24 protein-coding genes and 1 tRNA gene are annotated in these 24,204 nt (G+C 67.2%); 7 read left to right on the top strand and 18 right to left on the bottom strand.

The annotated features are described in order from the left end of the window. Positions 1–713 precede the first annotated feature (713 nt). The 10 genes from ACVCMB_RS02540 to tpiA form a co-directional block, all read right to left on the bottom strand. Positions 714–2,594: a DUF927 domain-containing protein gene (locus ACVCMB_RS02540; RefSeq protein WP_447106065.1), complete on the bottom strand. Its 1,881-nt coding sequence runs from the start codon at positions 2,592–2,594 to the stop codon at positions 714–716. Then, positions 2,591–3,031 (bottom strand): hypothetical protein, encoded by a 441-nt coding sequence (locus tag ACVCMB_RS02535; RefSeq protein WP_447106064.1) that lies wholly within the window; start codon positions 3,029–3,031, stop codon positions 2,591–2,593. Before ACVCMB_RS02535 ends, ACVCMB_RS02540 begins: the two co-directional genes overlap by 4 nt. Continuing rightward, positions 3,028–3,360 carry a hypothetical protein gene (locus tag ACVCMB_RS02530; protein WP_447106063.1) on the bottom strand — a complete coding sequence of 111 codons (333 nt, stop codon included), beginning with the start codon at positions 3,358–3,360 and terminating at the stop codon, positions 3,028–3,030. The genes ACVCMB_RS02535 and ACVCMB_RS02530 overlap by 4 nt, the downstream gene beginning before the upstream one ends. Further along, the gene (locus ACVCMB_RS02525) at positions 3,350–3,574 is read right to left on the bottom strand and encodes a helix-turn-helix transcriptional regulator (protein WP_447106062.1); all 225 of its coding nucleotides are present in this window, start codon (positions 3,572–3,574) and stop codon (positions 3,350–3,352) included. The genes ACVCMB_RS02530 and ACVCMB_RS02525 overlap by 11 nt, the downstream gene beginning before the upstream one ends. Positions 3,575–3,756: 182 nt before the next feature. Then, complete coding sequence (locus ACVCMB_RS02520) at positions 3,757–4,335, bottom strand: hypothetical protein (RefSeq protein WP_447106061.1); 579 nt, start codon at positions 4,333–4,335, stop codon at positions 3,757–3,759. A 496-nt stretch (positions 4,336–4,831) separates the two neighbouring features. Further along, on the bottom strand, positions 4,832–5,170 hold the full coding sequence (locus ACVCMB_RS02515) for a hypothetical protein (RefSeq protein ID WP_447106060.1): 339 nt from the start codon (positions 5,168–5,170) through the stop codon (positions 4,832–4,834). 112 nt (positions 5,171–5,282) lie between these two features. After that, a complete protein-coding gene (locus ACVCMB_RS02510; protein WP_447106059.1) occupies positions 5,283–6,500 on the bottom strand; it encodes a tyrosine-type recombinase/integrase in 1,218 nt (405 codons plus the stop codon). A gap of 184 nt (positions 6,501–6,684) precedes the next feature. Continuing rightward, a tRNA-Leu gene (locus tag ACVCMB_RS02505) sits at positions 6,685–6,769 on the bottom strand. A 12-nt stretch (positions 6,770–6,781) separates the two neighbouring features. Continuing rightward, positions 6,782–7,246: a preprotein translocase subunit SecG gene (gene secG / locus ACVCMB_RS02500; RefSeq protein ID WP_395118293.1), complete on the bottom strand. Its 465-nt coding sequence runs from the start codon at positions 7,244–7,246 to the stop codon at positions 6,782–6,784. 23 nt (positions 7,247–7,269) lie between these two features. Further along, a complete protein-coding gene (gene tpiA / locus ACVCMB_RS02495) occupies positions 7,270–8,037 on the bottom strand; it encodes a triose-phosphate isomerase (RefSeq protein WP_395118291.1) in 768 nt (255 codons plus the stop codon). Positions 8,038–8,135: 98 nt separating this feature from the next. Here tpiA and ACVCMB_RS02490 point away from each other — a divergent pair, with 98 nt between their 5' ends. The 3 genes from ACVCMB_RS02490 (at position 8,136) to ACVCMB_RS02480 (ending at position 10,132) form a co-directional block, all read left to right on the top strand. After that, a complete protein-coding gene (locus tag ACVCMB_RS02490) occupies positions 8,136–8,948 on the top strand; it encodes an SDR family NAD(P)-dependent oxidoreductase (protein WP_447106058.1) in 813 nt (270 codons plus the stop codon). Between the two features lies 1 nt (position 8,949). Beyond that, positions 8,950–9,621 carry a DUF6445 family protein gene (locus tag ACVCMB_RS02485; protein WP_447106057.1) on the top strand — a complete coding sequence of 224 codons (672 nt, stop codon included), beginning with the start codon at positions 8,950–8,952 and terminating at the stop codon, positions 9,619–9,621. 97 nt (positions 9,622–9,718) lie between these two features. Next, entirely contained in the window at positions 9,719–10,132 is a 414-nt protein-coding gene (locus ACVCMB_RS02480) for a hypothetical protein (RefSeq protein ID WP_447106056.1), read from the top strand. A 45-nt stretch (positions 10,133–10,177) separates the two neighbouring features. On the opposite strand, the gene ACVCMB_RS02475 is transcribed toward ACVCMB_RS02480, so the two are convergent. The 4 genes from ACVCMB_RS02475 to orn form a co-directional block, all read right to left on the bottom strand. Continuing rightward, positions 10,178–11,113, bottom strand: a complete 936-nt coding sequence (locus ACVCMB_RS02475) for an isopenicillin N synthase family dioxygenase (RefSeq protein ID WP_395118284.1) — start codon at positions 11,111–11,113, stop codon at positions 10,178–10,180. A gap of 100 nt (positions 11,114–11,213) precedes the next feature. After that, complete coding sequence (gene glmM / locus ACVCMB_RS02470) at positions 11,214–12,566, bottom strand: phosphoglucosamine mutase (RefSeq protein ID WP_395118282.1); 1,353 nt, start codon at positions 12,564–12,566, stop codon at positions 11,214–11,216. Between the two features lie 44 nt (positions 12,567–12,610). Beyond that, positions 12,611–13,519 (bottom strand): dihydropteroate synthase, encoded by a 909-nt coding sequence (gene folP / locus ACVCMB_RS02465; protein WP_447106055.1) that lies wholly within the window; start codon positions 13,517–13,519, stop codon positions 12,611–12,613. A 37-nt stretch (positions 13,520–13,556) separates the two neighbouring features. Further along, on the bottom strand, positions 13,557–14,120 hold the full coding sequence (gene orn, locus ACVCMB_RS02460; RefSeq protein ID WP_395118278.1) for an oligoribonuclease: 564 nt from the start codon (positions 14,118–14,120) through the stop codon (positions 13,557–13,559). 69 nt (positions 14,121–14,189) lie between these two features. On the opposite strand from orn, the gene sbcB reads away from it, so the two are divergent. Both sbcB and ACVCMB_RS02450 read left to right on the top strand, forming a co-directional pair. Further along, positions 14,190–15,632: an exodeoxyribonuclease I gene (gene sbcB, locus ACVCMB_RS02455; protein WP_447106054.1), complete on the top strand. Its 1,443-nt coding sequence runs from the start codon at positions 14,190–14,192 to the stop codon at positions 15,630–15,632. Positions 15,633–15,704: 72 nt separating this feature from the next. Then, positions 15,705–16,391 (top strand): DUF2461 domain-containing protein, encoded by a 687-nt coding sequence (locus tag ACVCMB_RS02450; RefSeq protein WP_447106053.1) that lies wholly within the window; start codon positions 15,705–15,707, stop codon positions 16,389–16,391. A gap of 81 nt (positions 16,392–16,472) precedes the next feature. Here ACVCMB_RS02450 and ACVCMB_RS02445 read toward each other — a convergent pair whose 3' ends face one another. Beyond that, positions 16,473–17,777 (bottom strand): MFS transporter, encoded by a 1,305-nt coding sequence (locus tag ACVCMB_RS02445; protein WP_447106052.1) that lies wholly within the window; start codon positions 17,775–17,777, stop codon positions 16,473–16,475. A gap of 202 nt (positions 17,778–17,979) precedes the next feature. Here ACVCMB_RS02445 and aqpZ point away from each other — a divergent pair, with 202 nt between their 5' ends. Continuing rightward, positions 17,980–18,711, top strand: a complete 732-nt coding sequence (aqpZ, locus tag ACVCMB_RS02440) for an aquaporin Z (RefSeq protein WP_395118270.1) — start codon at positions 17,980–17,982, stop codon at positions 18,709–18,711. A 39-nt stretch (positions 18,712–18,750) separates the two neighbouring features. On the opposite strand, the gene epmA is transcribed toward aqpZ, so the two are convergent. From epmA to rnk, 3 genes are all read right to left on the bottom strand, one after another. Continuing rightward, positions 18,751–19,707: an EF-P lysine aminoacylase EpmA gene (gene epmA, locus ACVCMB_RS02435; protein ID WP_447099014.1), complete on the bottom strand. Its 957-nt coding sequence runs from the start codon at positions 19,705–19,707 to the stop codon at positions 18,751–18,753. Next, complete coding sequence (gene ligA / locus ACVCMB_RS02430; protein ID WP_447106051.1) at positions 19,707–22,097, bottom strand: NAD-dependent DNA ligase LigA; 2,391 nt, start codon at positions 22,095–22,097, stop codon at positions 19,707–19,709. The genes epmA and ligA overlap by 1 nt, the downstream gene beginning before the upstream one ends. 61 nt (positions 22,098–22,158) lie before the next feature. Next, complete coding sequence (rnk, locus tag ACVCMB_RS02425) at positions 22,159–22,566, bottom strand: nucleoside diphosphate kinase regulator (RefSeq protein ID WP_395118264.1); 408 nt, start codon at positions 22,564–22,566, stop codon at positions 22,159–22,161. A 183-nt stretch (positions 22,567–22,749) separates the two neighbouring features. Here rnk and ACVCMB_RS02420 point away from each other — a divergent pair, with 183 nt between their 5' ends. Next, the gene (locus ACVCMB_RS02420; RefSeq protein WP_447099016.1) at positions 22,750–24,204 is read left to right on the top strand and encodes an MFS transporter; all 1,455 of its coding nucleotides are present in this window, start codon (positions 22,750–22,752) and stop codon (positions 24,202–24,204) included.

Below are 24,204 nucleotides of genomic sequence, written 5' to 3'. Positions count from 1 at the left end.
CTGTAGCACTGCACGCTCGTAGCGCCTCGAGCGTGGCAGCAAGCCCAAACGACACAGGCGAGGCCGCCAAACCATATCCATGCGCGCAGCGTTCACGTATCCGCGGAGTCCGACCTTCAACTACTTCGGTCAAAGGACCGGGGGCGCCGGCATAAGGGCGATCATCGGCGGAACCCTTTTGCTTCAGGCACTCGCGCTGCTCCACCGTGACGCCATTCGGCGTGAGCGTGACAGAGGCTCGATCCCGGGCGGCGGATTCATGGTCAGCAGCTGAACCCACATATCGCGGTTTGGCGAGAGCGGTCACTTGCTCACCGCTCCAGTTGGCCTTCCAGGGGCGCTCCAATTTCCCTGCGAGTCCCGCGCGCTGTACACGGGTTCACTTGGTGGCCGGGGAATGGAAAAGCCGGCAACCCGGTTCCAGCACCACGGGCAGGCGAGGACGTGGGCGGGTGCGCCGTGCCACAACCACACAGGGCCGCAGCCGAGACAAGTGGATGCCTGCCCCCAGCCGTGCGGCTGATAGCCGTCTCTTCGGTCGGCCGCATCCAGCAGCGCTCGTGCATACGCGAGGCAGGCAGCATCGGGGAGGCCGGCGAGGAGATGACAGTCACCACGCGCCAACCGAAGTACGTCACGTACCGGCAGTTCGACAGCCTGCACCAAACGAATCAGGCGAAGACGCTGTTCTTCTTCCAGGGCGGCCAGGCTGCTCACGCGTCGCCCTCGCTGTCCTCGTCGTTGTCGTCGCCCCATAGCTCCGGCAGGATCACGTAGACGCGCGCCATACGGCCATCAGGCAGCCGCTCGCGCCGGGTGAATCCGCCCTTGCTGTCCAGCCGCAGCGCGCCGGCAAGCGCCAGCGTACGTGCCACCTGTCGGGGATCGAAGCCGCTGCACACTTCGGCCCGGAATACCTCGGCCTCGACGTAATAGGCCAGGCCCCCACCATCATCCTTGCCCTTGCGGAAGCCGGCGCGGTTGATCGTGCGTGGCTTGTGCGATTCGTCCGCATCACGCCAGGGGCTGAATCGCGACTCGCCATGCTGCGCGAGGAACAGCCGCACTTGCGCCAGCATCGCCGCCGGCTCGGCCGCGCCATCGGTGCCACGCGCGCGCAGCCATGCCGCAAAGCAGGTGCGGGCAGCGCCGTCGGCTTCGCCTTGCGGCCAACCAGTCAGCCCCTTGCGCGTCGCCAGCTCGCCAGCCGCAGCCGTCAGCGCAAACCGCTGCGCCACACGACGCACCTGCCCGGCCGCACCCGGGCCGCACAAGGCCTCCGCCATCGCGTCACGGTGCGCGCGCAAGGCGTCGCGCGCGCCGGCACTGGCCGCCGTCAGTGCGGCGAGCCACTCACGTAGGGCGTGGCCATGGTGTTCGGCCGCGGCACGTTTCAGACGGTCGGCGAAGTCACCCGGGGCGACATTGTCGGGGAGCCGTTCGAACAGACCGTGGCCGCCTTCCACGTCAGCGGGAACATCGATCACGCGCACTTCATGCCCTGCTCGCGACTTGCTCCCGGATGCAGTCACCAGGTCACCCAAACCCACCTCGCCCGCACTCATGAACAGCAGCCGGAACCGCGCGGCCGCGCGCGCGCTTCCGTCGCGATGGCTACGGCTCTTGCCTTGTCCGTTGGCCAGCAGGTAGGCCGCCGCACCGGCATGGCGTGGATCAAGCTGACCGATCTCGTCCAGTGGCAACAGCAGATCCGAATACAGGGACGCCACGGCCTCCAAGGCGTTGTCAGTCGCACGCCAGGTCCGCATGTAGGCGGGTGGCCCGAACACGCTCGCGGCCACAGCCAACGCAGTGGACTTTCCCGAGCTGCTGGAGCCGCGCAGGTGGAAACCACCACCCTCTGCATCCAACAACCCCAAGCATGGGCCGGCAAAGGCAGCGGACAAGGCCAACACCAGTCGACTGTTACCAATGCACGGAACGGATACCTGCGCGCGCCATTCGTTCATGGTTCCGGCTATGGCGAGTGCCACGCCATCGGTCGTCGCACCCTGGAAGATCACGGGTTCGCCTGGTGACTCGCCGTAGGTGGCCGACGGCAGCACGAATGCGCCGTCGTGCCAGCCGGTGCGCAGTACGCATCGCGCCTTGGCTCCCGGCCGGGCCAACCCGATATATTCCGTCAGCTTGCCGCGCCGCGTGGCGATCGTGGTGACCTCCAGGCCTTGGCGCAGCAGTTCGGCCCGCAGTTCCTCGCCACTCCCGGCCAGCATCGCCATGGGCATGGCCCACCGATGTTCCTGCCCATCGCGGTCGGGAAATATCAGCAACCTGCCCCATTCGTTGCCGCCGGCGTCGCGAGTCAGCGCAGCCACGGTCAGCGGCGAGCAAATCCACTGCGGCTCGGCCTCGATGGTGTCGCCCGTGCTGCGATCTTGCGCGGTGCCGATCCAGTAGACGCCTGGCCGGCCCAGCGCCTCGCTCAGGGTATTCACGAAACGCGCGCGTGCCGCCTCCGTCCCGCTGGCCTTGTCGCCCTTCCCCTTCCCCTTGCCACGTGCCTTGCCGTTCGCATCGCGCGCCGCCTGCATGCGTGCCAGGTCGCGTTCCGCCTGTTCGTCAAGCGACGTCATGCCAGCACCTCGCGAGCGCCTTCGATGCGCTCCAAGGCCACCCGCAGACGCGCTTGATCGTCGTCACCCAAGGGGTGACCATCGGCCAGCTGGCGGCCGGCAATCAACACCACGGACGCCTCGCGGGCCAACACGCCGAGCGCCGCCGCCCAGCCGCTTTGCCGCCATGCCTCGCGCGCTTCGGCTCGCCCCATCGGCGACTTGTCGGCAACTCTCTCCGGGAACAGGTCAGCGAGCTCTAACCCAACCGCACACACGACGGCCAGCACCTCACAGCCCGCGAAGCACTTCACCAAGGCGCGGCCATCCTGCCCCTCAGCCAGGGACAGACTGGCGCTGCGGTCTTGATGGGCTGGACAGCGCGCCACCCAGCCACGGCTGGACGTGCGCACGCCTTCCAGACGGGACAGCAATAGCTCAAGCGGCGGGGGCGTCATGGGCGATGCCAGTCGCCCGAAGCGGCGGGCGACGGAGGCAGGCCGAGCGGCTCGGCATGCAGCACATAGACGCGCGCAGTTTTTCGGCTATCGGGCAAGGCTTTGCGATGCTTGAACCCGCCTGTTTGATTCTTCTGCAGCACGCCGAGACTCGCGAGCATGCGCGCCGCCTCCCGGGGGCGTATGCCGCCACACGCATCGCGGAACAACTGCGCCGGCACGTAATAGGCGGAATCGCCGACAACACCGTACAGGCTTGGATTTAGCTTGCCGTGAGGCATCAAGCGCGCACGAAACCGCGCCAGCAGCGCCTCTGCCTCAGCGGTCATGCGCTTCCCCTTGGCGGGTGGCTTCGATCAGGGCGCGAATCTCGTCCACATGCCAGGCAGTGCAACGCGCGCCGAGCTGCACGGGCTTCGGATACCGTCCGGCGCGGACGCCGGCCCACCAGGTCGAACGTGAGACGGGAAAGACGGCCAGCACCTGCGGCAATCGCAGGTAGCCGGTTTCAGGGAGAGCGGAATGGACGGGGAGAGGTTGCATTGCAGCTTGCCTGTTTGGACGCAACGCGGTCCGTTGCGATACAGGAAGCTACAAATCAGGCGCTTCATTCGTTGCAGAAAACCGCGAGGGTTCTTCCGTGTTTTCTGCGCACCGCGCCGATGTTCTCCGAAGTGGAGGAATAGCAGGCGGCAGGTCAGTAAACCTGGCGGCGCCGAAGCGGTTTAGCGCCATTGCTCCGAACCGTTACCAGTGAACTCGGGATGATTCTCGAAATCTTTTCGACTCGGCGTAATGTCGCAATCCGGCGCGGATGCCTGAATCAGTTCAGCCATTCTCACCGCAAGGCGCAGGAATGTACCTCTGTCGCGGTCGGAAACTCTAGGCACGCCAACCATATCTTGTACCCTGATGATCCAGATAACTGCCGATGAATTCGGCGTACTCGGCCAGCGACCTGACGGAGTGGACAACATGGGGTGCATCCAGGTCCCACCCTCAGCGCTGTGCAAATGATCCGCCAAAGCGTCGAGGTAGGTGGCAACATCGAGTGTCGGCAACTGTCGCAGAAATGCATCCGTAGTCGCTCCAACATCGGCCCGATAGATCACATCACTCGGGGATGGTAGGCCATCACCGGACTGCCGCTCATAGGTCTCAATTTCCGAACGAAACTTATTTATTGCCCGCTCCAGCTTCCTGCGTCGTTCAAAGCGTTCCGATGCAGCCTTTTTCGGCAACGCGAAGTGCAGACCGGCGATGGTGCCAGCAAGGTTGTCGAAGGCATGCGCAGCATCGGGCACGAACTCACACCGGCTCGCGATTTCGCACCACATCTCGCATACGGCTGCGTCGTTTCGGATCAGCTCCGAGCAATCGCGTGCCCGCTTCGCTAGCACCGCCTCATAGTCACTTGGCTTCACGACTGCGCACCTTCGCTGCGCCCTTCAAAAGGACGCCACGGCAGCGGGTGAAGGTGTCCCGCGTTCGGCTGGCCGGCCTAGCCGTGGCGTGTTCGGTGGTGGCCGAACCGGTGACCGAAACCGGCCACCGTTTCCGACCCTTATCGCGCGCGATGATCGGCCGCTGGCCGATAGTCTTCGTACCTGATCCCGCGGTCCCGGGCGACACGGAAGACGCGACCCAACTTTGATTCGAAATTGCGTCCCGGGGCGCCGTTGGCAGCTCGCAACATCAAATGGTCAAGCTCCGTGCGGTCCGGCTCGTCCAGTACGCGAAACACGTGGAGCAAATAGCGCTCCATGTTGTTCAACGCTATCGGGCAGTTCACGCTCTTCATCATGCGTCGCCTGCCTGGTGCATGCCGTCGTAGTCGACGCCACGCAAGCGGCAAGCGAATTCCAATGCCGCCTCCGCCAGTTCAGAGAGGGTGCGCGCGGCACCCAAGGTGTTTTCGATCGCATACGCAACGGACGGGTCATTAACCGCACGTTCGGATGCAGATTCTGCCAAAGCCAGAAGACCTCGCACCTGCGCGCGCCAAACGTAGGCATCGGCCAACAGGCCGCTCGGATCAGTGCCGATAAGTTCGACCTCGGTATTTCCAAGCGTGAAACCGATGCGCCTATCTTCTGAAGGGCTCAACTCGTTGCTGGTTGCTATGCTCGCTTTTGCCATGATCGTTCTCCATTGAACGGTTGTGGAAGGTGCGGCCGGGTGCCTCTAACACCCGGTCGCACCGCTTCGGGCCTTGCCCGATTCTTCATGCTGGTGTCGCTTCGCCTTCGACTCAGCCAGCCTTGCGCTTGATGGCGACGACTTTGCCGCCGGCCTTCAATCCGTCTAGATAGTCCGCCCACGCCTGCATCATGCGGGTGCGTTCATCCAGGTACTGCGCCGCGTGCGTGTACGCCTCGCGCACCTTGTTCGATTCGGCATGGGCCAGCTGGCGCTCGATCGCGTCCGGCTTCCAGCCCATCTCGTTGAGCCGCGTCGCCGCCATGCCGCGGAAGCCGTGGCCGGTCATTTCCTCGCCGGAGTAACCCAGCCTGCGTAGCGCGGCGTTGATGGTGTTTTCGCTCATGGGGCGGCTGGCGGTGCGAAGGCCCGGGAACACGTAACGGCCGCCGCCGGTGAAGGTCTGGAGCTCGCGCAGGATCGTCACCGCTTGGGTCGACAACGGCACCAGGTGCGCCGCCTTCATCTTCATGCGCTCGCCGGGGATGCGCCACATTGCTTCGTCCAGGTCGAACTCCGCCCATTCGGCTTGCCGCAGTTCGCCCGGACGCACAAACAGCAGCGGGGCCAGCTTCAAGGCGCACAGGGTCACGTACTGGCCGGTGAAGCCGTCGATCGCGCGCAGCAGCTCGCCCACCTTGGCCGGGTCGACGAGGGCGGCGTGATGTTTCACCTTGGGCGACCTCAGCGCACCGCGCAGGCTGCTGGTCGGGTCATTGTCGGTGATCCCCTCAAGGATGGCGTACCGGAACACTTGCCCCGCCTTGACCTTGGCCCGCTTGGTGGTCTCCAGCTTGCCCGTGGCCTCGACCTTGCGCAGCGTGTCCAGCAGGTCGCGCGCGGTGATCTCGCCGATCGGCCGGCTGCCCAGGTCCGGGTACAGGAAAGATTCCAAGATCCAGCGGGATTTCGCCGCGGTGATCTCGGCCACGTCCTGCCGGGCCATCCACTGCTCGCTCACCAGGCGGAAGGTCTGGACCGGGGCCGCGGCTTCTACCCTCGCCTCCTTGCTGGCCTGCCGTTCGGCGCTCGGGTCGATCCCCTGCGCCACCTGGGCGCGGGCCGCGTCGCGCCTCAGCCGGGCCTGCGCCAGCGTCACGCTCGGGTAGGTGCCCAGGCTCAGCATCTTGGCCTTGCCGCCGAACCGGTAGCGGTAGCGCCAGCGCAGCGCCCCGGATGCCGGCACCTCGACCGCCAGCCCGTTGCCGTCGGCCACCCGGTACAACGCGCCGCGGGGGCGCAGGGAGCGCAGCTTGATCTCGGTCAGCATGTGAGTAACTCCGCCGTGAGTAACCGGCCACCCGGCCCCGTTACTCCCAAAGTTACTCACAGTTCTGGCCGGATGCAATAGGCCCGTACCGGACAATATCGGACGCTCAGGCACAAAAAAACCCGCCAAGTAGCGGGTTTCGTTGTGTTTTTCGGACTCTATCGGACGTCCTGAAACAGTGTAATGGTGCCCAAGGGGGGACTCGAACCCCCACGCCTTTCGGCGCTACCACCTCAAGGTAGTGCGTCTACCAGTTCCGCCACCTGGGCAGGTGTGTTGCTTCAGTGCTTTGTTGGCTCCGACGGCTTTGCCGGCGGCACGTCGCCCTGGCTCTGGGCCGGCGCTGCGTTCGTGGCGGCGGGCGTCGCTGCCGGAACGGCCTTGCCGGCGGCCGGCGTGGCCGCGGGTACTTCCGAACCGTTGGTTGCGGCCGGCGGTGTCGCCGCTGCGGGTGCAGGCTGTTCCGTCGAACCGGCCATCACGCCCAGGCCGCCGCCGGCGGGCTGTGGCGCGCCGTTGGCATGCAGGTAAATGCCCATGCCGAGGCTGAGCAGGAAGAACAGCCCGGCCAGCACGCCGGTGGCGCGGGTCAGGAAGGTCGACGAACCCCGCGCGCCGAACACCGTAGCCGACGCGCCGCCGCCGAAACCGGAACCGGCATCCGCGCCTGCACCGTTCTGCAGCAGGATCAGCACGATCATGGCCGCAGCGATCAGGATGTAAAACACGCTGAAAATGACGAACATAGGTTTGTATTCGAGCCTGTGTACTAGCTGCCCTGGGGCGCCTGGTGTGCGGCGGTGCAGATGGCCAGGAAGTCCGCAGCAGTCAATGAGGCACCGCCGATCAGGCCACCGTCCACGTCCGCCTGCGCGAACAACTCGGCGGCATTCGCCGCCTTGACGCTACCGCCGTAAAGCAGTCGGGTCAGACGGGAAAGTGTAGCATCTTCGGTTTCCAGTTGGCTACGAATGAACGCATGCACCTGCTGCGCCTGTTCCGGCGTGGCGGTACGGCCGGTGCCGATCGCCCAGACCGGCTCGTAGGCGATCACCGCGGTGTCGAAACTGGCGATGCCCGAGCTGCGCAGCACGGCCTGCAGCTGGGCGGCGATCACGCTTTCGGTGGCATCGGCTTCGCGCTGCTGCAGGGTTTCGCCCACGCACAGGATCGGCGTGAGGCCCGCCGCGCGTGCAGCGGCGAACTTGCGCGCCACCAGCTCGTTGTCCTCATGGTGGTACTGCCGGCGCTCCGAATGGCCCACCAGCACCCAGCGCGCGCCGACATCCGCCAGCATCGCGCCGGACACTTCGCCGGTGAACGCGCCCTGCCCTTCGTGCTCGCTCAGATCCTGCGCGCCAAAGCCGATGCCGCTGTCACGGTGCTGCGCGGCCAGTTCGGCCAGGTAGGGAAAAGGCGGGAACACGTTCACGTCGATCGACGCCGGCTTGGCGGCAGCAAGCTCGCCGACGAGCGCGGCGGCCATCGTGCGACTGCCGTGCATCTTCCAGTTGCCAGCGACCAGTTTCTTGCGCATGGTGTGCTTCCGTAGCCGTCAAAACGGCAAGCTTAGCCAGCGCCCGCGACATCGGCAAACCCGCCGGTCACGCGCGGCGGCACTCACAGGGAACACCGATGACACCTGCTCGCCCGCTCAGCCTGGTTACTGGCGCCTCTTCCGGCATCGGTGCGGCGTTCGCCCGCCAGCTTGCCGCACGGGGCCATGACCTGGTGGTCACCGCGCGCCGTACCGAGCGCCTGCAGGAGCTGGCGACGGAACTGCACGCGACGCACTCGACCACGGTCACGGTGCTGTCTTGCGACCTGGCCGAGCCGACGGCGGTGGTGGACCTTTGCCATGCCATCGAGCAACGCGCCCTGCGGGTGGACTGGCTGGTCAACAACGCCGGCTACGGCGTGCCCGGCAGGTTCGACGCCAATGACTGGCCGGTGCATGCCGATTTCCTGCGCGTGCTGCTCACCGCGCCCACCGAGCTGGCCTGGCGATTGCTCCCCGGCATGCGCCAGCGCGGCTACGGTCGCATCATCAACGTGGCCTCGCTGGCCGGGCATGTTCCGGCGCCGGCCGGCCACACCTTGTATGCGGCGAGCAAGGCTTACCTGATCAAGTTCTCGCAGGCGCTGGCACTGGAAAACAGCGCGTGCGGCGTCCATGTCAGCGCGCTGTGCCCGGGCTTCACCTGGTCGGAGTTCCACGACGTCACCGGCACGCGCGCAAAAATGGACAAGCTGCCCGGCTACATGTGGCTGACCGCCGACGCGGTCGTGCGCCAGGGCATTGCCGCGGTGGAGCGTGGCGACGCGGTCTACATCCCGGGCCGGATCAACCGTTTCATCAAGACGGCGCTGCAGCTGATGCCGGACCGATTGGCTCTGCGGCTGTCGGCACGACAAGGCACGCGTTATCGCGACACGGAAACCCACTGACATGTCGCTGATGCCGACGCAGATGCGCCCGCTCCCCTACCGCAAACCACAACAAGGCCGCGATTACTGGGTGGTGGACGACGTCCTGCCGAATGCCGGTGACGTGCGCGAACGCTGCCTGGCCCGCGCCGACTGGGAACTCGGCTACCCGCACACGGGTGAAGTCTGGCCCGGCATGCGGGCCATGCCCGCCTTGCTCGATGGGGAACTGGCGGCACTGGATGCGCGAGTCTGCGCACTGACCGGTGCGGCCAGGGTCTGGGTCGAGCAGAGCGAAGCCGGCACCCGGCTCAACCACAATTGCGTGCAGGTCGTCGGCTCGGTCGAAGGCTCGGTGAAGCCGCACACCGATTCCTCGCACCTGTGTCGCTACGCCGCCGTGCTCTACCTCAACCCGGACGTGCCGGACCACTGCGGCACCAGTTTCTTCCGCCAACGCATGCCCGGCGGCCAGCTCGGGGGCAACATCGTGCTGGCGCCGCATCGCAACCTGGCCGAGGCCCTGGGCAACCGTTTCGTGCGCCCGGATGCGTTCGTCGAAGACGTGCGCGTGGCGCACCGCTGGAACCGGCTGCTGGTCTACAAGGCCAACCTGATCCACAGCGCCAGCGCGTACTGGGGATTGGAAACGGCGACCAAGCGCATGACCGCCGTTTTTTTCTGGATGGCGTAATCACCCGCCGGATCAGGCTGCCGCCGACGGCTTCCGTTCGTCGGTTATGATCCGGCGGCGCATGTCCGCGCACTCACATTACACCGGGGGAATTCTCATGGATCGACTGCTGAAAAGGACGGTACTCGTGTTTCTGGCCACGCTGGCGCTCGTTGCCTGTACCTCGGCGCCGCTGAAGCCCGCCGCACCGATCGCCGTGCCGGCCGGGGTCAGCCAGGCGCAGGTCAAGACCAGCATCATCAATGCGCTCGAAGGCCGCGGCTGGACCCTGGACAATCTTGCCGACGGCGACATCCTCAGCACGCTGCACATTCGCGAACATACCGCCACCATCCGCATCACCTACGACGCCGCGGCGGTGAACCTCACCTACCTGCGCAGCACCAACCTGAACTATCGCGAGAAGGGCGCTCAGCGCAGCATCCATCGCAACTACAACGGCTGGATCGACTACCTGGAACAGGACATCCGCCGCAACCTGCAGAACACCCACGCGCTGGAAAACCAGTAGCAACGGCATCGCGGGGCGCCCGACGGGGCGCCCCGCATCCCGGCCCTAGATCAGCTTGATCTCGCGCAACCGCTGCAGCAGGTATTCGTGCGAGCTGATCGAGGTGTCGTAGCGACGCGGGTTGTCCGGCGTGATGCAGGAATCGAGCGGATCGAGCATCACGTCCGGGTTCGGGTGCAGGAAGAACGGCACCGAGTAGCGCGGCTTGCGCGCGTTCTCGTTCGGCGGGTTGACCACGCGATGAGTGGTCGACGGATACACGTGGTTGGAGAGGCGCTGCAGCATGTCGCCGATGTTCACCACGATCGCGTCGCCCTCGGTGGTGATCGGCAGCCACTCGCCCTCGCGGGTGAGCACTTCGAGCCCTTCGGCGCTGGCGCCGACCAGCAGGGTGATGAAGTTGATGTCCTCGTGCGCACCGGCGCGCACGTTCGGCACATTCTCGTCGGTGATCGGCGGGTAATGGATCGGCCGCAGGATCGAGTTGCCGACGTCGGTCTTGTCCTCGAAAAAGTTCTCCGGCTGCCTGATGTGCAGCGCCAGCGCGCGAAGCACGCGTGTGCCGAGCTGGTCGAGCGCCTCGTACAGGCCGTAACCGTAGCGCTTGAAGTCGGGCACCTCGGCCGGCCAGAGGTTCGGCGGCATCAGCTCGGCAAACTTCGAATCGCGCGGGATCTCGCGGCCGATATGCCAGAACTCCTTGAGGTCGGCGTACTGGCTGTCCTTGGCCGTCTCGACCTTGAAGGGCGTGTAGCCGCGCGCACCGCCGCTGCCCGGCACGTGGTACTTCATCTTGGTGTCGGTGGGCAGCGCGAAGAAACGCCGGAACACGTCGTAGGAGCCGTCGATCAGCTCGCGTGCAATGCCGTGGCCGCTGATGCAGCAGAAACCGAATTCGCGGTAGGCAGCACCGATTTCCGCGACGAAGGCGTCGCGGTCGCTGTCGTAACGGCGGATGTCGAGGGTGGGAACGTGCTTCATGGGTGAACGTCCATTGGAGGGTCGTGCGGTCGATTGATCCGCCACCGCAGGGGGCGGGGCACGTCGGGCCAATCCATGGCGACCCGGTACTACCTCAGGTTCACGAGCGTTCGGCGGCGGATTTTACCGTTCCGGCGAGGCGATCCGCCAGTTGCCGCACTTCGTCCGCGTCGGCGCCCTCGACCGTGACCCGTACCACCGGCTCGGTGCCCGAAGCGCGCAGCACCACCCGGCCGCGCCCCTGCAGGACGCGCTCGACCTCGCCCAATGCAGCGCGCACCGCGTCGCTCCGCAGCGACTCGCGCGCACCCTCGGCGCGCACGTTGAGCATGACCTGCGGAAACTTCTGCAGCCCCTGGCGCGCGCTGGCCAGGTCATGGCCGGCGTGCGTCAGTGCTTCCAGCACGGCCAGCGCTGCGATGATGCCGTCGCCGGTGCTGGCCCGGTCCAGGCAAAGGATGTGGCCGGAAGTTTCACCACCCAGCACACCCTGGTGCTGCTGCAGTTGCTGCATGACGTAGCGGTCGCCGACGTTGGCGCGGATGAATGGCACGCCGAGGTCATCCAGCGCCTGCTGCAACCCGAAATTGCTCATCAGGGTGCCGACCACCGGACCGGCCAGCAGGCCCTGCGCGCGCAGGTGCCGGGCGAGGATGAACAGGATGTCGTCGCCATCGGCGAGTTCGCCATGCCGATCGACCAGGATCACCCGATCGCCGTCGCCATCGAACGCCACGCCCAGGTCGGCCGCATGCGCCAGCACGGCCTGCTGCAACGCCTCCGGATGGGTCGAACCCACTCCATCGTTGATATTGAAGCCATCGGGCTTGTCGCCGATCGCCACCACCTCGGCGCCCAGTTCGGCAAACACTTTCGGCGCGACCTGGTAGGTGGCGCCGTGCGCGCAGTCGAGCACCAGCTTGATCCCGCGCAGGCTGAAATCCTCGGCCACCGTGGCCTTGCAGAACTCCGCGTAGCGGGCCACCGCATCGGCGACGCGCACGGCCTTGCCCAGGCGTTCGGAGGCGACCGTGGTGAACGCCGCCTCCAGTTCAGCCTCGATCGCCAGTTCCACCGCATCGGAGAGCTTCTCGCCGGCCGCGGAGAAGAACTTGATGCCGTTGTCGTGGTGCGGATTGTGCGAGGCACTGATCACGATGCCGGCCTGGGCACGCATGGAGCGCGTCAGGAACGCCACGGCCGGCGTAGGCATCGGACCGAGCAGGCCGACGTCGGCACCGGCCGCCACCAGCCCGGCCTCCAGCGCGGCCTCGAACATGTAGCCTGATACGCGCGTGTCCTTGCCGATCAGCACCGTGGGCCGCTCGCCGCCCTCGCGCCCGAGCACGGCGCCGACGGCGCGACCAAGCTGCAGCATGAAATCGGCGCTGATCGGCCACTGCCCGACCAGGCCGCGAATGCCGTCGGTGCCGAAATACTTGCGTTCTGTCATCGTGGTATTCCGAGAAAGAAAGGGATCGCGTCGAGTCGGGCGTTTCAATCGTCGTCGGGCCAGCGCGGCGCCGCCGGACGATCGTCCCGGCGCGGAACCGTGTCGGCTGCCTGCACCGCACTCCATACCGCCAGCGCATCGACCGTGGGCAACACATCATGCACACGCACGATGCGGGCACCACGCTGCACTGCGATCAGCGCCGCGGCCACCGAACCGGCCGCGCGATCGGCCGGCGTGGCGCGGCCGGTCAGGGTGCCGATCATGCGCTTGCGCGAGAGACCGGCGTACACCCCGCTGCCCAGGCTGGTGAAACGATCCAGTGCGCACAGCAACGCAATATTGTGTTCCAGCGTCTTGCCGAAGCCGAAGCCGGGATCGACCAGCACCTTGCGCCGGTCGATGCCCGCCAGCTCGCAGGCAAACAGGCGATCGGTGAGGAAACGATGCACCTCGGCGACGACGTCGTCGTAATGCGGGTCGTCCTGCATGCTGCGCGGCTCGCCCAGCATGTGCATCAGGCACACCGGCACGCCCAGCTCGGCTGCCGCCTCCAGCGCCCCGTCGCGGCGCAGCGCGTACACGTCGTTGATCATGCCCGCGCCCGCGGCCACCGCCGCGCGCATCACCTGCGGGCGCGAGGTGTCGATGGAGATCGGCACCGTCGTGCGCGCCGCCAGCTGCTCGATCACCGGCAGCACGCGGCGCAACTCCTCCTCGACGGAGACCTCGTCGGCGCCGGGACGGGTGGATTCGCCACCCACGTCGAGCATGTCCGCGCCCTCCTCGACCATGCGCACGCCGTGCGCCACCGCGTCGTCCACGCTGGCGTGGATGCCGCCGTCGGAAAACGAATCAGGCGTGAGGTTGAGGATGCCGACCACGCGCGGGCGATCCAGCGACAGGGCGCGACCGGCGCAGTCCAGTACCGGTGCAAACCATTCGTTCGTCATGCTGATGTCTCCGCGCCGTGCCCTGCTGCCCGCGGGCTCATCCGCCCGTGCCGCCCAGCTCGCCCATGTAGCGCCGGTAATGGCGCAGCTCGGCGATGGAATCGCGGATGTCGGACAACGCCGTGTGCGCCGATTCCTTGCCCACGCTCTTGGCGATTTCCGGCGCCCAGCGACGCGCCAGTTCCTTCAACGTGGACACGTCGAGGTTGCGATAGTGGAAATAGCGCTCCAGCCGCGGCATCTGCCGGTGCATGAAGCGCCGGTCCTGGCAGATCGAGTTGCCGCACATCGGCGACTTGCCTGGCGGCACCCAGGCGCGCAGGAACTCCACGGTGGCCTGCTCGGCCATCGCGTGGTCGGTCTGCGAGTTCAGCACCTGGCGCCACAGGCCGGATTTGTGATGCTGGTTGATGTTCCAGCTGTCCATGGATTCCAGCCGGTCGATTTCATGGCGTATCGCGAACACCGGGCCGTCGGCCAGCACGTTGAGGTTCTTGTCGGTAACCACCGTGGCGATCTCGAGAATCGAATCGTTGTCGGTGTCGAGGCCGGTCATCTCCAGATCGATCCAGATCAGGTTTTCTTCGTTGGCTTGGCTCATGGAATCTCCTTGTGCGACCCAGTTTATCAGCCTTGCCCGTGACGGATGCCTGCATGCGATCATCACCGGATGCAGACCTTCTTCTGGCACGACTACGAGACCTCGGGCGCCGATCCACGCCGCGACCGCCCACTGCAGTTCGCCGGCATCCGCACCACGTTGGAGCTGGAAATCGTCGGCGAACCCGTGATGTTCTACGGCAAGCCCCCGCTGGAGATGCCGCCCCATCCGGACGCCTGCCTGATCACCGGCATCACGCCGCAGCAGGCCGAGCGCGAGGGCGTCGGCGAGGCCGACTTCGCCGCCCGCGTGCATGAACAGCTGGCCGCACCGGGCACCTGCGGAGTCGGCTACAACTCGCTGCGTTTCGACGACGAATTCACCCGGCAGATGCTCTACCGCAACTTCCACGACCCGTACGGCCGCGAATGGGAGAACGGCAATTCGCGCTGGGACCTGATCGACCTGGTGCGCATGTGCCAGGCGCTGCGCCCCGAGGGCATTGTCTGGCCGACCCGCGAGGATGGCTCGCCGAGTTTCAAGCTGGAGCACCTGGCCAGCGCGAACCGCCTCAGCCAGGAGCGGGCGCATGATGCCTTGTCCGACGTCCGCGCGCTGATCGACCTGGCCCGGCTGATCCGTGTGCGCCAACCGCGACTGTGGGACTGGTACTACGCGTTGCGCCGCAAGCAGAAGGTGTTCGACCTGCTCGACGTGGTGAACATGACGCCGCTGGTGCACGTCTCCTCGCGCTACCCGGCCAGTCGCCACTGCCTTGCACTGATCGCGCCGCTGGCCGCGCATCCGGGCCGCGCCGGCGAAGTGATCGTGTACGACCTGGCCACCGATCCGGCCGAATGGCTGGCGCTGGACGAAGACGAGATCGCCGACCGCATCTTCACGCCGCGTGCCGATCTCCCCGAAGGCATCGAACGCATCCCGCTGCGCACGGTGCGGGCAAACCACGCACCGGCGCTGGCGCCGCTGTCGGTGCTGCAAGGCGTGGACCAGCAGCGCCTGCAACTCGACCTGGAGCGTTGCCTCGCGCATCGCGACACCTTGCGCGCGGTCGACGGGCTGGCCGAAAAGCTGCGTCGCGTGTTCCAGCGCGCCGCGGAGTTTCCTCCGCCGGAAGATCCGGAGCTGGCGCTCTACAACGGCTTCCTGCCCGATGCCGACAAGCGCCTGCTGGCCCAGGTACGTGCCACGCCACCGGCAGAACTGGGCACGCGCGCGTTTCCATTCCGCGACCCGCGCTATCCGGAGCTGCTGTTCCGCTACCGCGCGCGCAACTGGCCCGAGACGCTGGACGCGGAGGAACACGTGCGCTGGGGTGCATTCCGCCAGGCACGGCTGACTCGCCACACGCCGCTGACCGGACTCACGCTCGATGACTACTTCGCCCGCCTCGGCGAGCTGCGCCACGATCCGGCCGCGCAGGACAAGCTGCCCCTGCTCGACCAGTTGCAGGCCTGGGGCGAGCAACTCGCCCACAGCATCGACGGAACGTAGGGCGGGCGCTGCCCGCCACCGCGACACGCCCAAAGCCCGGCGCAATGCCCGCCCCACCCTCGACGAACCACCATGCCCAAGAGCTATTTCACCCCCGCCACCTTCCGCTTCCTGCGCGCTCTGGAACGCAACAACCATCGCGACTGGTTCCACGCGCACAAGAACGACTACGAGCGCCACGTGCGCGAGCCGTTCCTCGTCCTGATCGCCGACCTGCAGGCGCCGCTGGCGGAGATCAGCCCGCACTACCGCGCCGACCCGCGCAAGAACGGCGGTTCGCTGTACCGCATCTACCGCGACACGCGCTACTCCAACAACAAGCTGCCGTACAAATCCTGGCAGGGCTCGCGTTTCACCCATGAGCGACGCCACGAGATCCAGGCGCCCGGTTTCTACCTCCACATCGAACCCGGCGACTGTTTCGCCGGTGGCGGCATGTGGCATCCGGAACCGGACGCACTGAAGCACATCCGCGAATTCCTGGTCGACAATCCGGAAGCATGGAAGCGCGCCACGCGAAGCAAGACCTTCCGGGAGCACCTGCAGCTCGCCGGTGAATCGCTGATCCGCCCGCCGCGCGGCTACGACCCGGCGCATGAGCTGATCGAGGATCTCAAGCGCAAGGATTTCATCGCCAGCACCGGCTTCAGCGAAGCGCTGGCCTGCTCTGACGAACTGCTGCCGTGGACGGTCGCCACCTTCAAGCGCGTCGCGCCGCTGGTCGACTATCTGTGCGCCGCGCAGGAGCTGGAGTTCTGATCGCCCACGGCAGGAGCCCGCTCGCGGGCGATGCTCTTGTCTTCGTGCGCGCAGGGAAAAGCATCGCCCGCAAGCGGGCTCCTACGCATGCCGGCGACGAAGTTGCGTGTACGCCACGCCCATCCCGATCACCGCGGCGAACGCCACGTAATGCGCCGGCGCCAGCACGCCGAATTGCTTCACCAGCAGGCCGATCAGCGGCGGCGTGATGCCGCCGAACACTGCGTAGGCGATGTTGTACGAGAACGACAATCCGGAGAAGCGCACCGCGGGCGGGAACGCCACCACCATCAGCGCCGGGACCACGCCGACCACGCCGACGGCCAGCCCGGCGAGCGCGTACAGCACGAGGAAATGCGCCGCCCCGGAGCGCAGATCCAGATACAGCGCGTAGCTGCACACCACCAGGCCGGCCGCGCCGAACAGCAGCGCGCGCGCAAACCCGATTCGATCCGCCAGGGCGCCATAACCCAGACAGCCCAACGCCAGCGCGACGGAGGCCACGGTGTTGCCGAGGAACGCCCGCGCCGGCGCCACATGGAACACCGACTGCACCAGCGACGGCGTCATCAGGACGATCACCAGGATCGCCGCGGTGAGCATCCAGGTCACCAGCATCGACAGCAGCACACTGGGAAAATGCTGCTCGAATACTTGCCGCAGCGGCAGGCCGCTGGCCAGCTCTCGCCGGGCGTGCATCGCCTCGAATACCGGCGTCTCGCTGAGCCAGCGCCGCAGCCACACCGCAAAGAAACCGAACACGCCGCCGGCCAGGAACGGCACGCGCCAGCCCCAATCGAGCACAGTCGCCGGGCTCATCCGGCTGTTGATCGCCGCCGCCGCCAGCGAGCCGATCACGATGCCCACGGTCAGCCCCGAAGTGAGGCTGGCGCAGGCAAATCCCACCCGTCGCGCCGGCACGTGCTCGGCCACGAAAACCCACGCGCCGGGTACTTCGCCTCCCACCGCGATGCCCTGCACCACCCGCAGCGACAGCAAGGCCAGCGGCGCCAGCATGCCGACCTGCGCATATACCGGCAGCAGGCCGATACCCAGCGTGGGCACCGCCATCAGGAACACGCTGAGCGTGAACATCCGCTTGCGACCCAGCTTGTCGCCATAGTGGGCCATCACGATGCCGCCCAGCGGCCGCGCGAGGTAGCCCGCCGCGAAGATGCCGAACACCTGCAGCTGCGCCAGCCACGGCGCGGTGTCGTGCGGGAAGAACAGCTGGCTCAGCGGGATCGCGAAAAACACGAACACCACGAAGTCGTAGAACTCCAGCGCGCCGCCCAGGGCCGCCAGGACCAGTGTGCGGATGTCGCGGCGACCGAGCACCCGGTCATCCCCGATGTCGCCATGCAACACGAGACCCTGCTCGAACATCGTCGGTTTCCTGAAGACCGCCATGGCCGCCGCGGCAACATACCCCAAAAACCGGCCCGCCCGATCGGCCTGGCGCCCGGAGCTTCTGCCGCTTTCCGATTAGTATTCGGCGGGACTGGCCGAGGGGGCCCGGGCCCAGTCGCGGTAATTGCCTGCTTCATGGAGTGACTCGTCTCTTTCACATGCTGCAAGGAGAGTTTCGATGAACATGAGCAAACGTTGCGCCGCCGAATTCTTCGGCACGTTCTGGCTGGTTCTGGGTGGATGCGGCAGCGCCGTGCTGGCAGCCGGATTTCCGGAACTCGGCATCGGTTTCGCCGGCGTCGCACTGGCTTTCGGCCTGACCCTGCTGACCATGTGCTACGCCATCGGCCACATTTCCGGGTGCCACATCAACCCGGCGGTGACCTGTGGCCTGGCCGCCGGCGGCCGGTTCCCGGCGAAGGATGTCCTGCCCTACATCGTCGCGCAGGTCCTCGGCGGCCTCGTGGCCGGCCTGGTGCTGTACACGATTGCCTCGGGCAAGCCCGGCTTCGACGCCGCCGCCAGCGGCTTCGCCTCCAACGGCTACGGCGCGCACTCGCCGGGCGGCTATTCGATGGGGGCGGCGGCGTTGTGCGAGATCGTGATGACCGGCTTCTTCATCTTCATCATCATGGGCGCGACGCATCGGAGTGCGCCGGCGGGTTTCGCCGGCATCGCGATTGGCCTGGCGCTGACCCTGATCCACCTGATCAGCATCCCGGTCACCAATACCTCGGTGAATCCGGCGCGCTCGACCGGCGTGGCGGTGTTCCAGGGCGACTGGGCCTTGCACCAGCTGTGGTTCTTCTGGGTGATGCCGATCCTTGGCGGCATCATCGGCGGCCTGGTCTACCGCTACCTGTGGAGCGACCGGCCGCAGCAACCGGCGATCAGGGGCGACTCCGCCTGAGCGACAAGGCGTGCGGCCGGCCCGGTCGCGCGCCGCGTCTCACGCCCGGGCAAACGGAAACGCCAACACGTCGGCGATAGCGTCGGTGTCGGCAAGGCACATCAACAGACGCTCCACGCCCAGCGCCACGCCGGCGCAAGCGGGCATGGCATCGAGCACGTCCAGCAGGTTCTCGTCCAGCGGGATCTCGCGCAGGCCGCGCTCGCGGCGTACCGCGTTGTCGCGCTCGAAGCGCCCGCGCTGCTCGGCCGCATCGTTCAACTCGTGGTAGCCGTTGGCCAGCTCGTAACGGCCCAGATACAGCTCGAAGCGCTCGGCCAGCGGCGGTTCGCCGGGGCGAATCTTCGCCAGTGCACACTGGCTGGCCGGATAGTCGTGGATCACCGTGATGCGGTCGCGCGGAAACGCCGGCTGCAGCTTGTGGGTGATCAACAGGTCGAGCCAGTCGTCACGGCCAAGCCCGTCCGGGCCGATGCCGAACGCGGTCAGCGGCGCACGCAGTTCGTCCACCGGCGCATGCAACGGGTCAATGCCCAGCCCGTCCAGGAACAGCTGCCGGTACGTGGTCACCCGCACCTCGGCGCGCCGCCCCACCAGCCCCAGCGCAGCCTCCACCAGCACGATGGTTTCCTGCATCAGCCGGCGATGGTCCCAACCGACCCGGTACCACTCCAGCATGGTGAACTCGGGGTTGTGACGCCCGCCCGCCTCGCCGTTGCGAAACACCCGGCCCAGCTCGTAGCAGTCGCCGACACCCGCCGCGAGCAGCCGCTTCAGCGGGTACTCCGGCGAGGTGCGCAACCAGCGCTCGCGTGCACCAGCATCGACATGGCCGCTGAAGGTCGTGCTGAAACCCTGCATGTTCGGATCGGTATTGCCGGCTGCCGACAGCACCGGGGTTTCCACCTCCAGCACATCGCGCGTGGCGAAGTACGCGCGGATCAGGGCGTACAGCCGTGCACGCAAGCGCAGGGCGTCAGGCAGGGCGAGACTCATCAACCCGCCCCGTGCTCGTCGAGCAAGGCCAGCAACTGCGCCTCGTCCCAGACCGGCACGCCAAGCTCCTGCGCCTTGTCCAGTTTCGAGCCGGCTTCAACGCCTGCCACCACCACGCTGGTCTTTTTCGAGACCGATCCGGACACCTTGGCGCCCAGCGCCTCCAGCCGATCCTTTGCCTCGTCGCGGCTGAGCGAGGCCAGCGTGCCGGTGAGCACGAAGGTCTGCCCGTCCAGCGGCGCCGCGGCCACGGCCGCGCCGGCGGGAATGGCATCGAGCAGGCGGTGCATCGCTGCCTCGGCATCGCGCAACGCAGCCTCTGCAGCGGGATCGGCCAGGAAGGCTTCCAACGCCGCCACCGCGGCCTGCGGCACGCCAGCGGTGATCCAGTGCGCCGCGCCCGCGGCGAGCAGGCGATCGAGCGTGGGGAAATGCTGCGCCAGCAGCTTGCTGCTCTTGGGGCCGAGCTTGTTGATCCCGGCCATGTCCAGCAGCACGCCCAGATTCAGCCGCTCGCGCAGCTGCGGCGAAGGCGCGCTCTCGTCACTGAACACGATGCCGGCCTCGAGCAGCGCATCGACCACCTGCTGGTTGCCCGCCTGCGCGAAGAAGCCGGCGATCGAGGTGGCCACTTCGGCGCCCACGTCAGGCAGCACGCGCAGTACCGGCGCCGGCATGGCGCGCACGACATCGAGCCGGCCCAGCCACGCGGCCAGCGTCTTGGCCGTGCTCTCGCCGATATGCATGATGCCCAGCGCGAAAAGGAAGCGCGCCAGCGTGGTGTGCTTGCTGGCCTCGATGCCGGCGACCAGGTTCTCGGCCCACTTGGTCGCCACCTTGCCGGCCTTGACCGTTTCGGGCGTGGTGCCATCCCGTTCGTCGATCGCCTGCTTCATCGCCACGAAGCTGTCGACGGTGAGCGCGTACAGATCGGCTGGCGAGTGCACGATGTCGAACTCCACCAGCGCCTCGGCGAAGCGCTCACCCAGGCCTTCGATGTCCATGGCACGACGCGACGCGAAGTGGATCAGTGCCTCCTTGCGCTGTGCCGCGCAGATCAGTCCGCCGGAGCAGCGCCAGGCGGCGGCGCCCTCTTCGCGGATCAGCGCCGAACCGCACACCGGGCATTGCGCGGGCATCGTCCACGGCACCGTGCCGGGCGGGCGCTGGTCCTCGACCACGCGCACCACTTCCGGAATCACGTCGCCGGCACGGCGCACGATCACCGTGTCGCCGATGCGCGCATCCAGCCGCGCGACCTGGTCGGCGTTGTGCAGCGTGGCGTAGGTGACGGTGACGCCGGCCACTTGTACCGGCTCCATCCGCGCGCGCGGCGTGGCGGCGCCGGTGCGGCCGATCTGCACCTCGATGTCGAGCAGGCGGGTGGTTTGCTCCTGCGCGGGAAACTTGTGCGCGATCGCCCAGCGCGGCGCGCGCGAGACGAAACCCATCTCGCGCTGGCCTTCGTAATCGTCCAGCTTGTAGACCACGCCGTCGATGTCGTAAGGCAGGCTGTCGCGCCTGGCGCCGATGCGCCGGAAATAGGCGATCAGGCCATCGAAGCCACGTGCGATGTCCACTTCCGGCGACACCGGGAACCCCCACGCGCGCAGCTGCCGCAGCGTGGCCGAATGGGTAGGCGGCAGCTCGCCGCCCTCGACCACGCCGATCGCGTAGGCGAAGAAGCTCAGGCGCCGCTTCGCGGTGATCGCCGGGTCGAGCTGGCGCAGCGAGCCGGCAGCGCCGTTGCGCGGATTGGCCAGCGGCTTCTCGTCGTGGGCGCGGGCGTATGCGTTGAACGCCTCGAAATCCTTGCGCAGCATGATCACCTCGCCGCGTACTTCGAGCACCTCGGGCCAGTCCTTGCCGCGCAGCTTCAACGGGATCGCCCGCACCGTGCGCAGGTTGGCGGTGACGTCCTCGCCCGTTTCGCCGTCGCCGCGGGTGGCGCCCTGCACGAACACGCCATGCTCGTAGCGCAGGCTGATCGCCAAGCCATCGAGCTTGGGTTCGACCGAGAAAACTGGTTCAGTCCGTTTTGTCGTCTGCTCGATGCGCCGCTCGAACTCGGCCACCTCGTGGAAGCGTTCGCGATCGGTCTCGCCGTCCTGCTCGAAGGCATTGCCGAGCGACAGCATCGGGATCGCGTGGCGCACCTCGGCAAAGCCGCCGTGCGCGCGTGCGCCGACCTTGCGCGTCGGTGAATCGGGTGAGGCCAGCGCCGGGTGTTCGGCTTCCAGCGCTTCCAGTTCGCGCATCAGGCGGTCGTACGCGGCATCGGTGATGTCCGCGTCGTCGAGCACGTGGTAGCGGTAATTGGCCTGCTCGATCTGCGCGCGCAGTGCGGCGGCGCGGGCCAGGATGTCGGCGGGAACGGCGGGTGCGGCCATGCGGGTCTCCTTCTCCGCGCAGTTTAGCGACCCGCCGGTGCGCCCGCCGCGCGCGCGGCGCTCAGCGGTGCAGGTGGCCGGCGGCCTCGGGCTGGTAGGTGATCTCCAGCACTTTCAGGCGGCGCTTGCGCCCGTCGGGCATCGGCCAGTCGATCTGCTGGCCGCGCGCCAGGCCCAGCAGCGCACTGCCCACGGGGGCGAGGATCGAGACCGTACCGGGCGCACCGGCGCCGGCCGGGTAAACCAGGGTGAGGGTCAGCTTTTCGCCGTCGGACTCGTCTTCGAAGACCACGGTGGAGTTCATCGTCACGATGTGCGGCGGCATGTCCGCCGGCTCGACCACGTCGGCGCGATCCAGCTCGGCGCGCAGCGCCTGCAGCTTGTCGGCCTCGGCTGCCGGCAGCCGCTCCAGCAGGGCTTCGATGCGATCCAGGTCGATGCGCGACACGGTGATTGCTGAATGACTCATGGTGATTCCTGGTTCCCGCGGCTCCAGCCGCACAAAAACACGCGCCAGAACATGGTGTCCCGGCGCGTGAGGTCGGTTATCCGCTGCCGCGCCTGGCACATCACCGGCGGCAGGTGCATCAGACGTGACTGTGCAAAATCCCGGCGCCAAATGCAAGCTGTCACAACAGTTATCATGCCCGACATGGCCAGCCCAGCCGCCGCGGACGCCCCTTCAGCAACGGTTTCGGCCGCCTTGCCCGAGCCCTCCACGCGCGAGCGCTTCCGCGGCCTGCTGTGGCTGGTCGCGGCAGCCTTCTTCATGCAGGCGCTGGATTCCACCGTGGTCAACACCGCGGTGCCGATGATGGCCGTGGCGCTGGAGGTGACCCCGCTGGGCATGCGCACGGCGCTGACCAGCTACGTGCTGACCCTGGCGATCCTGATCCCGGCCAGTCCGTGGCTGTGCGACCGGCTGGGCACGCGGCGGGTGTTCGGCGCCGCGATCGTGGTGTTCGGGCTGGGTTCGCTGCTGTGCGGGCTGGCGCAGACGCTGCCGCAACTGGTCGCCGCGCGCGTGCTGCAGGGCATCGGTGGCGCCTCGCTGATGCCGGTCGGGCGCTACGTGCTGGTGCGCAGCATCGACAGGCGCGAGTTCGTGCGCGCGATGAGCACGGTGGCCACCTTCGGCCTGCTGGGTTCAGTACTCGGCCCCCTGCTCGGCGGCGCGCTGGTGGAGTTCACCTCGTGGCGGCTGATCTTCCTGATCAACGTGCCGGTGGCGATCGCCGGGGTGTGGATGAACCGGCGCGACATGCCGGACTACCGGCTGGAGCGCGCACACCGTTTCGACCTGTTCGGCTTCGGGCTTTTCGCCGCCGCCTCGGCCCTGCTGCTGATCGCCTCGGAGCTGGCCGGCGCCACGCCGGTGCCGTGGATGCGCATCGGCCAATGCAGTCTGGCGGCGGTGCTGCTGGGCCTGGCCTATGTGTGGCACAGCCGACGCACCGCCTTTCCGGTCGCCGACCTGACCCTGCTCAAGGTGCGCAGCGTGTGGGTGGCGCTGGCCGGCGGCCTGTTCACCCGGCTCGGCATCTCCGGCATGTTCCTGTTGCTGGTGCTGTTCCTGCAGGTCGGTTGCGGCTGGTCGCCGCTGATGGCCGGCCTGATGATGGTGCCGCAGGCGTTGGGTTCGATCTGCGCCAAATGGGCGATCAATCGCGTGCTGGTGCACCTGGGTTACCGCCGCCTGCTGCTGGGCAATACCTTGATCGTGGCCGTGCTGCTGGCGGCGTTTGCCCTGCTCGGACCGGCCACGCCGGTGTGGGCCATCGCGACGTTGACGTTCTGCTACGGCGGCTTCGCCGGGCTGCAGTACACCGCGATGAACACGCTGATCTACCACGACCTGGACATCGCGCACGCCTCGATGGCTTCGTCGATGGCCTCGACCGTGCAATACCTCGCGATGAGCTTCGGCATCGCGCTGTCCACGCTGCTGATGCAGGCGCTGCTGCAGGGGCATGAGCGCGCGGATTATGTCGAGGCGTTCCGCTGGACGGTGCTGCTGCTGGCGCTGGTCACGGCGGCGGCCAGCCGCGTGTTCGGCCGGCTGCGGCACGATCGCCCGCTGTCGCGAGCCGGCGCGGCGGCAGGTTGA

The organism is Rhodanobacter sp. UC4443_H10, assembly GCF_052978325.1.
This window is presented reverse-complemented; position numbering and strand designations above follow the sequence as displayed.

Excerpts from the sequence above, each read along its gene's own strand:
- ACVCMB_RS02510 (WP_447106059.1), bottom strand. The coding sequence starts at position 6,500 with ATGCTGACCGAGATCAAGCTGCGCTCCCTGCGCCCCCGCGGCGCGTTG.
- ACVCMB_RS02490 (WP_447106058.1), top strand. The coding sequence starts at position 8,136 with ATGACACCTGCTCGCCCGCTCAGCCTGGTTACTGGCGCCTCTTCCGGC.
- orn (WP_395118278.1), bottom strand. The coding sequence starts at position 14,120 with ATGAGCCAAGCCAACGAAGAAAACCTGATCTGGATCGATCTGGAGATG.
- folP (WP_447106055.1), bottom strand. The coding sequence starts at position 13,519 with ATGACGAACGAATGGTTTGCACCGGTACTGGACTGCGCCGGTCGCGCC.
- ACVCMB_RS02445 (WP_447106052.1), bottom strand. The coding sequence starts at position 17,777 with ATGTTCGAGCAGGGTCTCGTGTTGCATGGCGACATCGGGGATGACCGG.
- ACVCMB_RS02485 (WP_447106057.1), top strand. The coding sequence starts at position 8,950 with ATGTCGCTGATGCCGACGCAGATGCGCCCGCTCCCCTACCGCAAACCA.
- ACVCMB_RS02525 (WP_447106062.1), bottom strand. The coding sequence starts at position 3,574 with ATGCAACCTCTCCCCGTCCATTCCGCTCTCCCTGAAACCGGCTACCTG.
- ACVCMB_RS02515 (WP_447106060.1), bottom strand. The coding sequence starts at position 5,170 with ATGGCAAAAGCGAGCATAGCAACCAGCAACGAGTTGAGCCCTTCAGAA.
- sbcB (WP_447106054.1), top strand. The coding sequence starts at position 14,190 with ATGCAGACCTTCTTCTGGCACGACTACGAGACCTCGGGCGCCGATCCA.
- ligA (WP_447106051.1), bottom strand. The coding sequence starts at position 22,097 with ATGGCCGCACCCGCCGTTCCCGCCGACATCCTGGCCCGCGCCGCCGCA.
- ACVCMB_RS02535 (WP_447106064.1), bottom strand. The coding sequence starts at position 3,031 with ATGACGCCCCCGCCGCTTGAGCTATTGCTGTCCCGTCTGGAAGGCGTG.
- ACVCMB_RS02540 (WP_447106065.1), bottom strand. The coding sequence starts at position 2,594 with ATGACGTCGCTTGACGAACAGGCGGAACGCGACCTGGCACGCATGCAG.
- rnk (WP_395118264.1), bottom strand. The coding sequence starts at position 22,566 with ATGAGTCATTCAGCAATCACCGTGTCGCGCATCGACCTGGATCGCATC.
- ACVCMB_RS02475 (WP_395118284.1), bottom strand. The coding sequence starts at position 11,113 with ATGAAGCACGTTCCCACCCTCGACATCCGCCGTTACGACAGCGACCGC.
- epmA (WP_447099014.1), bottom strand. The coding sequence starts at position 19,707 with ATGAGTCTCGCCCTGCCTGACGCCCTGCGCTTGCGTGCACGGCTGTAC.
- glmM (WP_395118282.1), bottom strand. The coding sequence starts at position 12,566 with ATGACAGAACGCAAGTATTTCGGCACCGACGGCATTCGCGGCCTGGTC.
- secG (WP_395118293.1), bottom strand. The coding sequence starts at position 7,246 with ATGTTCGTCATTTTCAGCGTGTTTTACATCCTGATCGCTGCGGCCATG.
- ACVCMB_RS02530 (WP_447106063.1), bottom strand. The coding sequence starts at position 3,360 with ATGACCGCTGAGGCAGAGGCGCTGCTGGCGCGGTTTCGTGCGCGCTTG.
- ACVCMB_RS02420 (WP_447099016.1), top strand. The coding sequence starts at position 22,750 with ATGGCCAGCCCAGCCGCCGCGGACGCCCCTTCAGCAACGGTTTCGGCC.
- tpiA (WP_395118291.1), bottom strand. The coding sequence starts at position 8,037 with ATGCGCAAGAAACTGGTCGCTGGCAACTGGAAGATGCACGGCAGTCGC.
- ACVCMB_RS02480 (WP_447106056.1), top strand. The coding sequence starts at position 9,719 with ATGGATCGACTGCTGAAAAGGACGGTACTCGTGTTTCTGGCCACGCTG.
- ACVCMB_RS02450 (WP_447106053.1), top strand. The coding sequence starts at position 15,705 with ATGCCCAAGAGCTATTTCACCCCCGCCACCTTCCGCTTCCTGCGCGCT.
- aqpZ (WP_395118270.1), top strand. The coding sequence starts at position 17,980 with ATGAACATGAGCAAACGTTGCGCCGCCGAATTCTTCGGCACGTTCTGG.